The organism is Mannheimia pernigra (assembly GCF_013377995.1).
Lineage (GTDB): Bacteria > Pseudomonadota > Gammaproteobacteria > Enterobacterales > Pasteurellaceae > Mannheimia > Mannheimia pernigra.
The window spans coordinates 1443211-1455861 of the sequence record NZ_CP055305.1; the positions used below are offsets into that span (position 1 = coordinate 1443211).

A 12651-nucleotide genomic window follows, 5' to 3' on the forward strand; every position below is an offset into this window, starting at 1 on the left:
TTACAATACTCGCCATTTTTCTATTTTATACACAAATCAAAGATTAAGCCTGTATGCAAAACGAATTGGCACAAACTATTCCAGAACTCATTTCTTGGACGAGAGATCGTGAATTTTCGCTGTCACTTTCTTCCGACCGTTTAGCTTTCTTACTTGCGATTTCTATTTATAATCAAGAACAAACGGACGGTGAATTGCTAGAAAGTGATCTTATTGATCTTTTTCGTTATGTTTCAAATTCGTTTGAGCAGTCTGATACAACTTTTACTCAGCGTGCGAATAATGCGATTAATGATTTAGTCAGGCAGCGTTTGTTAAATCGTTTTAGTAGTGAATTTACCGAAGGTATAGCCATTTATCGCATCACTCCGTTAGGGGTGGGGATTTCCAACTACTATATTCGTCAGCGTGAGTTTTCAACTCTTCGTCTTTCTATTCAGCTTTCAATTGTAGCAGATGAAATTCAGCGTGCTTCAATGGCTGCAGAAGAGGGGACGGCGGAAACAAAAGATGCGCGTTTTTGGCGAAATAATGTGTATGCACCGTTGAAATATTCGGTGGCGGAAGTTTTCGACAGTATTGATCTGTCACAACGGATGATGGATGAAAATCAGCATCAAATTCGTGAGAGAATTGCTGAGTTGTTAAGTCAAAACTGGCACGAGGCGATTATGAGTTGTGAGCAATTATTAGATGAAACCTCAGGTAATCTTCGTGAGCTACAAGACACGCTCAATGCGGCAGGCGATAAACTTCAAGCTCAATTATTGCGTATTCAAAGCTGCTTACTTGCTCGTGATGATTTGGATTTTATCGATCAGCTTATTGTGAATTTACAAAATAAATTAGACCGTATCATCAGTTGGGGGCAGCAAGCAATTGATCTGTGGATTGGCTACGATCGCCACGTGCATAAATTTATCCGAACGGCAATTGATATGGATAAAAACCGGGTATTTGGGCAGCGTTTACGTCAATCCATTCAAACTTATTACAACAATCCTTGGTTTCTTTATACCGCTAAAGCCGATTCGTTACTTGACTTGCGTGATGATGAAGCAATGCTAAATGAGGCTGAATCGGTAGGTGAGTTACCAAACGAATTAGAGTATGAATCCCTTTCTGATGTACAAGAGAAAATTGTTTCGGCAATACAAGCTCATTTAGCTCCATTGCGTGTGGAGGGCAAACCAATTGATTTAGGTATTGTCTTGCGTGAGCAACTTGCTCAATTCCCTGAGTCTTGCCATTTCGATGTGGCTCGCATTATTGTGGATCAAGCGGTTAAATTAGGTATGGCGAGCCAAGATAGCCAAGCGGTTTACCCACAATGGCAGCTAATTAACGAACAAGGTGCAAAAGTACAAGCTAATGTAATTGATCAATTCATAGGAGTATGATTTGTGGAAAAACTACAATCTATCACTAAACCATTTTTAATGCCTACACCTTATTTTGCTATTTCTGTTGGTTTAGCCGCAATTGCTATTGCGTGGTTTAAGGCGAGCTATTTATGGCGTGGAGCAGAAATAGTTGGGACTATGTTGGGCTTATTTGCTACGCTGTTTTTAGTGATATTTTTAGCTCTTTATACTTATAAAATAGTGGCATTTCATCATCAAGTTGAAGATGAATGGAATTGTCCTGTGCGTTTTTCTTTTCTTGCCCTGATTTTTATTAGCATAATGCTTGTTGGCGATTTACTTTACCATTGGAAATGGTATCTGTTTGGTGAAATACTTGTTTGGCTAGCAGTATTTGGTCAATTGACTTATTCTTTATTAAGAATTGGCTCACTTTTGACGGGTAATATATTTAAAGATGAAGCAGTTCAGCCACCATTTTATTTACCTGCAGTAGCAAGCAATTTTACTACTGGAAGCTCACTCGCTGTATTAGGGTATATTGATCTCGCTTATCTTTTCTTTGGCGCTGGCTTTTTTGCTTGGTTGGCGTTTGAACCTATTTTATTACAACGTTTACGCGTTGCTCCATTACCAGTAGCAACTAAAGGGACGATAGGTATAGTCTTAGCTCCTGCATTTGTGGGGGTTGCTTCTTATTTAACAATAAATGGGGGACATGTTGATTTATTCGCTAAATTCCTTTGGGGGTATGGCTTTTTACAATTCATCTTCTTATTGCGTATTTTTCCAAGCTTAATTAAAAATGGCTTCTCTGTAGGATTTTGGTCCTTTTCATTTGGCTTAGCTTCTATGGCAAATAGTGCTATTGCCTTTTATGAGCAGTCGCAACTTACCTATCTAGCTTTATTTAGCTTTGTTTTTGCTAATCTAATGATTTTATTTTTGATTTTAGGTACAGTGGTGAAAATCCTAAAAAGACAGTTTTGGCTAAAATAAATTTTTTGCCTTTGGTATAAACAGCTAGAGATATTCTACATGACAGACAATATTCAAGATTTTATTTCTACGAAATTGGCGATTGCTATTTCAAATCCTATTTTTCCAGAGCTCGATAGTCAATTACGTGCTGGTCGCCATATCAATACGGAACAGCTTGATCAACATGCTTTTTTGATGGATTTCCAAATTGAGCTGGAAAGTTTTTATCGCCGTTATCACGTTGACCTGATTCGAGCACCAGAAGGTTTTTTCTATTTACGACCGAAAGCTTCAACATTGATTGCTCGTTCAGCAATGTCTGAAATGGAAATGCTGGTGGGTAAGGTGTTATGTTATCTCTATTTAAGCCCAGAGCGTTTGGCTCAACAAGGCATTTTCGGTCAAGATGATGTGTATGAAGAGTTGTTAAGCCTTGCTGATGAAAGCAAGTTATTAAAAGCGGTAAATCCACGATCAACAGGTTCTGATCTGGATCGTGCCAAGTTAGCAGAAAAAGTGGCTGGAGCATTACGCCGCCTTGCTCGTATTGGTATTATTACGCGTGTAGGCGAGCAAAACAGCAAAAAGTTTGTGATTTCAGAATCTGTATTTCGCTTTGGGGCGGATGTACGAACAGGCGATGATCCGCGAGAATCTCAACTTCGCTTAATTAGAGATGGGGAGGCTACTACACCAGACCTATTAACCAATCAAGCGGTTGGAATGGGTGAACATTTTGCAGATGATGAAGCCGAAGAGTCTATATTTGACGGAGAAAATCAATAATGTGTACTTTAATGCAAAAAGATGTGTTGATTGAAATGGTAGCGACTGCTCAGGCGGATTTAAGTAAGCGTTTGGCATTGCCGTTAAATGAAGACCAAATAACGCTTAGTCGTCTGCGTGGTGAGATTTATCGTTCAGAGCCTGCTCATATTAATTTTGAGCAAATGGTGGCTAAAATTCAAAATATTAGCCAAAAATACCAACATTTACCGCAGATGTGAGCTATGTTCGATTATGATGTAGAAGCGGATCTTGAGCGAAAAATTCCCTACGTTTGGGCGAATTTATTAGCAGAAAATAATCTTGTTCCTGAACAAAATCCGATAGCTATTTTATTGGGCGGTCAGCCTGGAGCTGGAAAGTCTTTTGGCTCGCTTGAAATGAGCAAGCGATTAAATTTCAATTTATTGGTGATTAATGGCGATGAGTTTCGTCCTTATCATCAGTATTATCACGAGATTTACCAACGTTATCGAAAAGATGCTTCAAAATATACTGGCGAATTTACCGGCAAAATGGTTCAGCGTGTCCGTAATGAAGCAATTAAACATCGTTTTAATATTCTAATTGAAGGTACACTCCGCACGGTAGATATCCCACTTAATGAGCTGGAAAATTTCAGAACTGAAGGTTATCAAACAGCAGTGCTAATTTGTACTTGCCCAAAAGAAATCAGCTGGAAAAGCACGCTAAAACGCGCAGAGGAACAAGCAAAAAATGGCATTCAACCACGCTATGTGCCGAGAGAGCATTTTGATTTAGTTATTCATTCATTAGCTGAAAATGCCTTAAAAGTCTTAACGCAAGGAAAACCTGAAAGTTTTGAGGTTTATTCCAGAACGCAAAAATTATTTGACAGCAAAATTGATCCTGAAGAACGCTTAGTCGCCATCATTGAACACGAATTACACAGAACAGAGGACGAAACAGAATAATGGAAAATAATGAATTAGCTTTGCAAAATAATCCTCAAATTGCACCGCTTGCAAAACAAAATGAGATACAGCGTGGCAAATTTCTCTCTTTAACCCTTATCAACTGGAATGGTTTTTTTGCACGTACCTTTGATTTAGATGACCTTGTTACCACGCTTTCTGGTGGTAATGGCGCGGGTAAATCCACTACAATGGCAGGGTTTGTAACGGCGTTGATTCCCGATCTAACATTATTAAATTTCCGTAATACCACAGAGGCTGGTTCAACGGCAGGCTCTCGGGACAAAGGCTTATATGGTAAGTTAAAATCAGGCGTATGTTATGCGGTGTTGGAATCGTTAAATTCTCGTGGTCAGCGAATTATTACGGGTGTACGTTTACAACAAATTATTGGGCGTGATAAGAAAGTTGATATTCGTTCGTTTTCAGTACAAAACATTCCTGCTAATCAAAGTATTATCAGTCTATTTACTGAACAAGTAGGCGAAAAAGCCCGTGTATTGCCGTTAAATGAATTTAAAGAGAAATTTGAGGGCTGTGAATTTCAATTCAAGCAATATCACTCGATTACCGATTACCACAGTTTTATGTTTGATTTAGGGGTGATTCCAAAGCGTCTTCGTTCGTCAGCAGATAGAAGCAAATTCTATAAATTAATTGAGGCTTCACTTTACGGCGGTATTTCCAGCGTGATTACAAAATCGCTGCGTGATTACTTATTGCCAGAAAATACAGGCGTTCGCCAAGCGTTCCAAGATATGGAATCGGCACTACGTGAAAACCGAATGACGCTAGAGGCGATTAAGGTTACCCAATCAGATCGTGATATGTTCAAACGCTTGATAACTGAATCGACTCATTATGTGTCGGCAGATTATATGCGTCATGCTAATGAACGTCGTGGCAACGTAGAAGCCGCGTTGGAGCAGCGTAAAGAGTGGTATGCAGCGAAATCCAAAATTGTGCTTGAACAGCAACGTTTTGTAGAATTTAGTCGTGAAAGTGCGGATATTGCAGAAGCAGAGCAGGCGCTTGAGAGCGAATATAATAGTGCGAACGATCATCTTAATTTAGTGATGAATGCTTTACGCCATCAAGAAAAAATCGAACGCTACCAAGATGAAGTGGAAGAGCTGAATATCAAGCTAGAAGAACAGCAAGAAGCGTTGGAAGAAATTACTGATTTGGCGGAAAACGCCCAAACGAGAGCTGATCAGGCAGACGACCACGTTGAAGAACTACGCTCTCAAATGGCGGATTATCAACAAGCCTTAGATGCTCAACAAACCCGAGCGTTGCAATATCAGCAAGCGATTAATGCATTAGAAAAAGCGAAACAATTAACCTGCTTGGCAAATTTAGACTTGAATAATATTGAAGATTATCACGCAGAATTTGAAGCTCAAGCAGAGGATCTGACCAATAAAGTATTTGATCTTGAACAGCGTTTAGCTGTATCGGATATGGCGAAAACGCAGTTTGAAAAAGCCTTTGAGTTAGTTTGCAAAATTTCAGGGAAAATTGACCGCTCGCAAGCGTGGGAAGAGGCCCGTTCGTTACTTTCTGCTTTCCCTGAACAAAAAATGCAAGCCCAACAAGCGGTTAGTTTACGTCAGAAACTGAACAATTTAGAACAGCGTTTGCAACAACAGCAAAATGCACAGCGTTTATTGGCGGAATTTAATCAAAAATCGCAACAACAATTAGATTCAAGTGAAGAATTAGAGAACTTTTTTGACGAGCAGCAAGCTCGCCTAGAAGATTTAGAGGCTGAGTTTTCTGATTTTGTAGAACAGCGTTCAATTCAACGCCAGCAGCGTGAACAACTCAATCAACAATATCAACAATTAGCGAAAAATGCCCCTGGATGGCACACAGCTCAATCAGCATTGGTTCGTTTGGAAGAGCAATGCGGCGAGAAATTTGAATCAAGTAAAGCGGTTATGCAGTTTATGCAAAATATGCTGAGCAAAGAGCGTGAAACCACGTTGGAACGTGATGAATTGGCTCGCAAAGAGCAGCGACTAGACGAGCAAATTAACCGTTTAAACCAGCCCGACGGCTCGGAAGATGCTCGTTTAAATCATTTGGCAGATCGTTTTGGCGGCGTGTTGCTCTCTGAGCTTTATGATGATGTGTCGATTGAAGATGCTCCATATTTCTCTGCCTTATACGGCGAAGCTCGCCACGCTATTGTGGTGCGTGATTTAGAGGCTGTTAAAGCTCAGCTAGAAAAATTAGAGGATTGCCCAAGTGATCTCTATTTAATTGAAGGCGATCCTTCTGCTTTTGATGATGCTGTATTTAGCACTGAAGAGCTAGGAGATGGCGTTGTGGTGAAAGTATCTGACCGCCAATGGCGTTATTCTAAATTCCCCGAAGTACCGTTATTCGGGCGTGCAGCGCGTGAGAAACATTTAGAAACTTTAAACGCTGAGCGTGATGCAATTGCAGAAAAGCACACTGAGCGATCCTTTGATGTGCAGAAATGTCAGCGTTTACATCAGCACTTAAGCCAGTTTGTCGGCACACATTTGAATTTGGCATTCCAAGACAACCCAGAAGCACTAATGCAAGAAATTGCGGCAGAGCGTGCAGAAATTGAGCGTGAATTGACTCAATCAAGTGGCAATGAGCAACAATTACGCCACCAATTAGAGAGCGTAAAAAACCAGTTGCAAATGTTAAACAAAATTCTACCGCTTGCAAATTTATTAGCGGATGACAGCCTATCAGAACAAGCAGAAGAGTGTCGTGAACAGCTAGAAAATGCAGAAGAAGATGAAATTTTTATTCGCCAATTTGGCTCAACATTAAGTCAGTTAGAGCCGATTGCCGTCGCCTTGAAAAGTGATCCTGTATTATTTGAACAGCTTGAGGCAGATTACAGTCGTCTGGTTGCAGAACAAAAAATGCTACAACAAAAAGTATTTAGTTTGGCTGATGTGATGCACCGCCGTTTGCACTTTAGTTATGAAGAAACAGTGGGCAAAGAAGGCTCAGCATTAACGGAACAGTTACGCCAACGATTAGAAAATGCACAATGTGAACGTGAGCAAGCTCGTGATAATCTACGTCAAGCACAAGCACAATTATCACAATATAACCAAGTTTTAACTGGATTGCGTAGCGCTTATGATGCCAAAAATCAAATGTTACAAGAGCTCATTCGTGAAATCAATGATTTAGGCGTGCGTGGCGATATTAACGCAGAAGAGCGTGCAAGATTCAACCGAGATGAATTACAGCAAAGATTGAGCCAGCAACGTGCTCGTAAAAGCTACTTAGATAAACAAATTGCCTTGATTGAAGCTGAAATGGATAATCTCAATCGTACATTGCGAAAAGCTGAGCGAGATTACCATACACAGCGTAAGTTAGTGGTTCAGGCGAAAGCAAGCTGGTGCATTGTACAGCGTTTATCTCGCAATAGTGATGTGGAAAAACGATTGAACCGACCTGAACTGGCTTATCAATCCGCTGAAGAGCTACGTTCAATTTCAGATAAAGCATTAGGTGCATTGCGTACTGCAGTGGCAGATAATGAATACTTGCGTGATAGTTTACGAGCATCTGAAGATAGCCGTAAACCAGAGAATAAAGTGGCATTCTTCATTGCGGTTTATCAGCACTTGCGTGAGCGTATTCGCCAAGACATTATTAAAACCGATGATCCGATTGATGCAATTGAGCAAATGGAAATTGAGCTTTCACGCTTAACCAATGAATTAACAAAGCGTGAGAAAAAACTGGCTATTAGTGCAGAAAGTGTAGCAAATATTTTACGTAAAACGATTCAGCGTGAGCAACAACGTATTTTGCAACTCAACCAAGGTTTACAAAATATTGCCTTTGGTCAAGTAAAAGGCGTGCGTTTGGTGGTGAATATTCGTGATACGCACGCAATTTTGCTTAATACACTATCTAATCACCGTGATGAGCATAAAGATTTGTTTGACAGCCAGAAACTCAGCTTCTCCGAAGCATTGGCAATGCTCTATAAACGTGTGAACCCACATATTGATATGGGGCAGCGTACGCCACAAACTATGGGGGAGGAGCTGTTGGATTATCGTAACTATTTGGATTTAGAAGTAGAAACCTTCCGTGGGACAGATGGCTGGATGCGGGCTGAAAGTAGTGCATTATCAACGGGTGAGGCGATCGGTACAGGTATGTCGATTCTCTTGATGGTAGTACAAAGTTGGGAAGAAGAGGCTCGTCGTATGCGTGCGAAAGATATTCTTCCGGCTCGTTTATTATTCCTTGATGAAGCTGCTCGATTAGATGCGACTTCAATTAATACGTTATTTGAACTTTGCGAACGTTTAGATATGCAGTTATTAATTGCCGCCCCTGAAAACATCAGTCCAGAACGTGGTACAACTTATAAATTGGTGCGTAAGATGAGTAATAACCAAGAGTATGTGCATGTGGTTGGGTTGAAAGGTTTCGGAAAATAGTTCTTTTATACCCTATCTAATAAAAGATTGTTAATGGCAACATTAACAATCTTTTTAATATCAATTGCTTTTAGAATAGGAAATATGACCGCTTGTATGTTGTATGCTTATTTAGCAATAAATTGATTGCTTTGTTGGATCATCTGTAAGAATAATGCAAGCGGTGGGCGAGTATCTTTTTGTATTTCCCCATTTGCACTGAAATGTTTGAAATTTCCTTTGCGGTCAATGTGATATTGCTCCCCGTTTGGCATTACCGCCACATTCCATTTGTGATTTGAGCTAGATACCCAAATGCGTGGGCTTTGAGTGCTTAAATCAATACCTTGTGCGTAATCGCTAAGTGGATTTTGTACTTTAAAGAAGCCGCTTAGCAATGTTGGCATAATATCTAAATGGCTGGAAAGAAAGTGATACTCTTTGCTTTCCCCTTGCCAGTAAAAGAGCATTGGCACTTGAATGTGTTGCTTATCAAACTGATTTTCATCGCTTGTTTCATTATGGGAAATATCGGAAGTAATCATAACCAAGGTATTACCTAATAACGCATTTTGCGTTAAGTGCTGCCAAATTTCAGTCAATGCTAAATCTAATTGTGTTGGCGTATCTTGAGTTGATGCATCGGATGGCACACTTAAATCCAAATAACTAAAAAATGGATTATCTAGCGAACGGTGGCTTATCCAATTTTTCCATTGCGAAATTGCCCCGATGTTGTTGTGAGCTGTCGGTAGTAAAATGCCAGAGAAAATAGCTTGGTGGTAAATCGGATCGGCAAATCCATTATGAGAAAAAAGCCCTAATTTATAATGAGATTTTCTGAATGTTTGGATTAATGGCGATGTTGTTTTGTCTGCTAGCACAGAATCTAAATATTTCCCACTTAGGCTATAAAATAAGCCTAATGCCCCAGCAGATTTGCTATCTCCGCTGCTATAGTGGTTCATAAAGCGGTAAGAATGTTGGCTTATTTCTGTCAGCTTTGGCATTGTTTCAGCGTTAATCATCTCTTTGGATAAGCCAGAGAGATTAATCAATAAAATATTAGTATTTGATTGCTGAGTTACCACCAAAGAAGATTTAGGATAGTTCAAGAAAAAAGTGTCTAAACGTCCGCCTTCTTCAATTTCTTGATCTAATTCCGCTCTATCAATAAATCCGTGTTTTTCTAAAAAGTTACGAGCAGTCATTGGGTGAGACAACGGATAATTCGCTTTTTGAGCGGTAATCGGGCGATAAGCATTCATATCAGCCCACGCATAGATTAAATGGGTGGCAGTAAAGCTTACTAAGAAAAATAACGCAACATATTTTCCCCATTTTTGGCGGCTGAAGCTACGCAGCTTCTGCCAACACCAACGAGAGTAAATCATTTCTGCTAATAAAATAAGAGGCATTGGCACGAATAATAGCTGCCATTTTCGGGTAAGTTCACCTTCTTCGGGATTGACTAATAAATCCCATACAAGCGGTGATAAATGCAAGGAAAATTGCTTAAAGACTTCCGTATCAACCAATAAAACCGTTTGACCAATAGTTGCAAGAATGACTGAAACCCCTCGATAGGTGCGCTCATTTTTGATTAGGAAACTAAGCGGGAACAAAATTAACAGAAAAGCAGCAAAAACAACAAAACTGAAATGCCCAAATAAGCTGACAAAAAAGTAAAGTTTGCCGACAAGCGTATTTGGCCAGTCGGCATTAAAGGCATAACGAGCAGAAATCAATAACGTCAACACAATGTTAAATAATGCAAACCAATGTCCCCACGTGATTTTTTGTGAGGTAGCTTCTCGGTATTGGCGAGAATTGGTTGGCAATAAAGCGTGTAGACGTTTAAACATAATCGTTATTGAGTTTTTAATGATTGTTTTAATGCTCTTGCAAAGGCCTCTGCAAGAGCTTCACGTTGTGTAGGATTTTGAATATTGTCACTTAAAATATGCGTGACCATATTGCCTAATGCCATTAAAGATAAATCAACAGGGGCTTTGTGCTTTTCAATCGCAGCAATGAGATCGGCTAATAACGCATCAAATTGTTTTGTATGATATTTAGATTTTGTTGCCATAAACAGATAAAAAACGGATAAAAATGTATTTCAATAGTAGCATAAAAATGGGGCGAAAGTAGTATTTCAGATTATTGTTTGGCTGATTTTTGCAAAGTTTTGCAGAAATTCGACCGCTTGTTTAAAAAATTTAAATTTTTCAATGAATCTCTTTATATTTTTTATGATTTTTCTGCTTTCTTTTTTCCTAAAAATGTCTAAAATGAACAGCTGTTCATTATTGGCCGGGAGATTAAATGTCTAGGCGGATTGAGCCAAAAGAAGATATGGTAAACCGTATCTTATTGGCAACTGAAAAACGGATTGTTCAAGATGGGTTACAAAATCTTTCAATGCGGAATATTGCAAAAGAAGCAGATATTGCTTCGGGCACATTGTATCTTTACTTTAAGACAAAAGAGGATTTATTACATTGTTTAGCAACTCAATTACTTGAGTGTTATAACAGCTATCTCTCTTTTGAATTTAATCCAGAGATGGAACTGTTCGAGCAATATCAAGCGTTAATGAAAAAGAAATGGTTGTTTTTAACAGAACGATTAGATCTGGTAAAGCAGTTTCAGGCAGTGATTGGAATTGATGAGCTGATTCGTGAAACTATTGCAGATGAAAATTCATTTTGGAATCAATTGATTTTTGAAGGCAAGCGACAAACGTTAATTGTAGATTTACCCAATGAGTTACTTTATTCATTAAGTATTGGAACATTGGTGGATATTAAATATTTACAAAAACTCAATCAAGAGATTCATTTTGAAGAGTATCTTGATGAAATTATTTTACGCACTTGGAAAGCAATCACTTTTTAAGTTTATTTTTTATTTATTTACGGAGAATGTATGACAACGAAAACGCAGACGCCAGGCAAAGGCAGAAAGTTTTTTATTGTGCTCACATTGTTAATTGTATTGGTTGTGTTTGCCGCAATCGTCGGGTTACAACTCATTGGGAAGAAAGCAAAAGCAGACGCAGCAGCGAATATGCCTGAATCTGTTAGTGAAGTGACGGCAATGCACGTTACCGCACAGGCGTGGACGCCAATGCTTTCGGCGGTAGGTTATATCCGCCCAAATCAAGGGGCTATGCTAAGTGCTGAAACATCAGGTGTGGTAAAGCGTATTTTAGTGACATCAGGTCAGCGTGTGACAAAAGGTGATCTTTTAGTTGAATTTGATAGTAGCGTTGAACAGGCTAATTTAAGAGCATCAGAAGCTCAACTTTCAACAGCAAAAACGAATTTTGAGCGTTATCGTAAGTTGGTTGCCTCAAACAGTGCTTCAAAAGCGGAGTTTGATAATGCACAATCGACTTACAATCAATTACTGGCGAATATTGAGTCATTGCGTTCTACTATCAAGCGTCGTCAAATTTATGCACCATTTAGCGGTGTTGCAGGTATCGTCAATGTAAATGTGGGTCAATATATTACGATGGGAACGGAAATTGTGCGTGTTGAAGACCAATCGGCAATGAAAGTTCGTTTTAGCCTTCCTCAAACAAATATCACCCAAATTTCTGTTGGGCAAAAAGTAACGGCAGAAATTGATGCCCTGCCAGAACATCGCTTTTCTGCACGTATTGTAGCAATTGATCCTGCTGTTGATCGTTTAACTGGCCTAATCAATGTAGAGGCGGTTATTGAGGAAGGGCAAGAAAAATTGCTTTCGGGTATGTTTGTTCGTTTAAATATTGCGTTACCAACCCAAACTGAGCAAGTTGTAGTACCACAAATTTCTGTGGCTTACACGATGTATGGAGAAACTGTTTATGTTTTACAGCCTTTATCTGAAGCAGATAAAGAGATGGTTAAAAAAATGTCAGCACGAAATCCAAGTTTAGATGTAAATAAAATGTACCGTGCAAAGCAGGTGGAAGTAAAAACCGCTGATCGTCAAGCTAACTATTCACAATTAATTAAAGGTGTAAAAGCAGGCGATTTAATTGTAACAGGTGGTTTACAGCGTTTAAGTAATCATTCGTTGGTAAAAGTGGTTGATGCTGAAGCTGTCGGTGTAACTACCCCTGAAAAAAACAGCAAACTTTAATGGAGT

The 12651-nt window shown here is 39.3% G+C and carries 10 protein-coding genes; 8 read left to right on the plus strand and 2 right to left on the minus strand.

Features of this window, described 5'->3' with window-relative positions; genetic code table 11:
• The first annotated feature begins 53 nt into the window (after nt 1-53).
• From mukF to mukB, 6 genes are read left to right on the plus strand one after another with little or no spacing between them, the layout of a single operon-like run.
• Nucleotides 54-1400, plus strand: coding sequence for a chromosome partition protein MukF (gene mukF / locus HV560_RS06960; RefSeq protein ID WP_176812503.1), 1347 nt, complete (start codon nt 54-56; stop codon nt 1398-1400).
• A gap of 39 nt (nt 1401-1439) precedes the next feature.
• Nucleotides 1440-2363, plus strand: a complete 924-nt coding sequence (locus HV560_RS06965) for an SLAC1 family transporter (RefSeq protein WP_176809017.1) — start codon at nt 1440-1442, stop codon at nt 2361-2363.
• 39 nt (nt 2364-2402) lie between these two features.
• Nucleotides 2403-3131, plus strand: coding sequence for a chromosome partition protein MukE (gene mukE, locus HV560_RS06970; RefSeq protein ID WP_176808342.1), 729 nt, complete (start codon nt 2403-2405; stop codon nt 3129-3131).
• Nucleotides 3131-3352 (plus strand): hypothetical protein, encoded by a 222-nt coding sequence (locus HV560_RS06975; RefSeq protein WP_176808343.1) that lies wholly within the window; start codon nt 3131-3133, stop codon nt 3350-3352. The genes mukE and HV560_RS06975 overlap by 1 nt, the downstream gene beginning before the upstream one ends.
• Before the next feature lie 3 nt (nt 3353-3355).
• Nucleotides 3356-4066, plus strand: a complete 711-nt coding sequence (locus HV560_RS06980) for a zeta toxin family protein (protein ID WP_176812504.1) — start codon at nt 3356-3358, stop codon at nt 4064-4066.
• Nucleotides 4066-8529 carry a chromosome partition protein MukB gene (mukB, locus tag HV560_RS06985; protein WP_176812505.1) on the plus strand — a complete coding sequence of 1488 codons (4464 nt, stop codon included), beginning with the start codon at nt 4066-4068 and terminating at the stop codon, nt 8527-8529. The genes HV560_RS06980 and mukB overlap by 1 nt, the downstream gene beginning before the upstream one ends.
• Nucleotides 8530-8636: 107 nt before the next feature.
• Here mukB and HV560_RS06990 read toward each other — a convergent pair whose 3' ends face one another.
• Together HV560_RS06990 and HV560_RS06995 are read right to left on the minus strand one after the other, a co-directional pair.
• Entirely contained in the window at nt 8637-10373 is a 1737-nt protein-coding gene (locus HV560_RS06990; RefSeq protein WP_176812506.1) for a DUF3413 domain-containing protein, read from the minus strand.
• Between the two features lie 5 nt (nt 10374-10378).
• Nucleotides 10379-10600, minus strand: a complete 222-nt coding sequence (locus HV560_RS06995; protein ID WP_159629718.1) for a YejL family protein — start codon at nt 10598-10600, stop codon at nt 10379-10381.
• Nucleotides 10601-10836: 236 nt separating this feature from the next.
• On the opposite strand from HV560_RS06995, the gene HV560_RS07000 reads away from it, so the two are divergent.
• Both HV560_RS07000 and HV560_RS07005 read left to right on the plus strand, forming a co-directional pair.
• On the plus strand, nt 10837-11409 hold the full coding sequence (locus HV560_RS07000) for a TetR/AcrR family transcriptional regulator (protein WP_176812507.1): 573 nt from the start codon (nt 10837-10839) through the stop codon (nt 11407-11409).
• A 30-nt stretch (nt 11410-11439) separates the two neighbouring features.
• A complete protein-coding gene (locus HV560_RS07005; RefSeq protein WP_176812508.1) occupies nt 11440-12645 on the plus strand; it encodes an efflux RND transporter periplasmic adaptor subunit in 1206 nt (401 codons plus the stop codon).
• The last annotated feature ends 6 nt before the right edge of the window (nt 12646-12651 follow it).

Excerpts from the sequence above, each read along its gene's own strand:
- mukF (WP_176812503.1), top strand. The coding sequence starts at position 54 with ATGCAAAACGAATTGGCACAAACTATTCCAGAACTCATTTCTTGGACG.
- HV560_RS06965 (WP_176809017.1), top strand. The coding sequence starts at position 1,440 with ATGCCTACACCTTATTTTGCTATTTCTGTTGGTTTAGCCGCAATTGCT.
- mukE (WP_176808342.1), top strand. The coding sequence starts at position 2,403 with ATGACAGACAATATTCAAGATTTTATTTCTACGAAATTGGCGATTGCT.
- HV560_RS06975 (WP_176808343.1), top strand. The coding sequence starts at position 3,131 with ATGTGTACTTTAATGCAAAAAGATGTGTTGATTGAAATGGTAGCGACT.
- HV560_RS06980 (WP_176812504.1), top strand. The coding sequence starts at position 3,356 with ATGTTCGATTATGATGTAGAAGCGGATCTTGAGCGAAAAATTCCCTAC.
- mukB (WP_176812505.1), top strand. The coding sequence starts at position 4,066 with ATGGAAAATAATGAATTAGCTTTGCAAAATAATCCTCAAATTGCACCG.
- HV560_RS06990 (WP_176812506.1), bottom strand. The coding sequence starts at position 10,373 with ATGTTTAAACGTCTACACGCTTTATTGCCAACCAATTCTCGCCAATAC.
- HV560_RS06995 (WP_159629718.1), bottom strand. The coding sequence starts at position 10,600 with ATGGCAACAAAATCTAAATATCATACAAAACAATTTGATGCGTTATTA.
- HV560_RS07000 (WP_176812507.1), top strand. The coding sequence starts at position 10,837 with ATGTCTAGGCGGATTGAGCCAAAAGAAGATATGGTAAACCGTATCTTA.
- HV560_RS07005 (WP_176812508.1), top strand. The coding sequence starts at position 11,440 with ATGACAACGAAAACGCAGACGCCAGGCAAAGGCAGAAAGTTTTTTATT.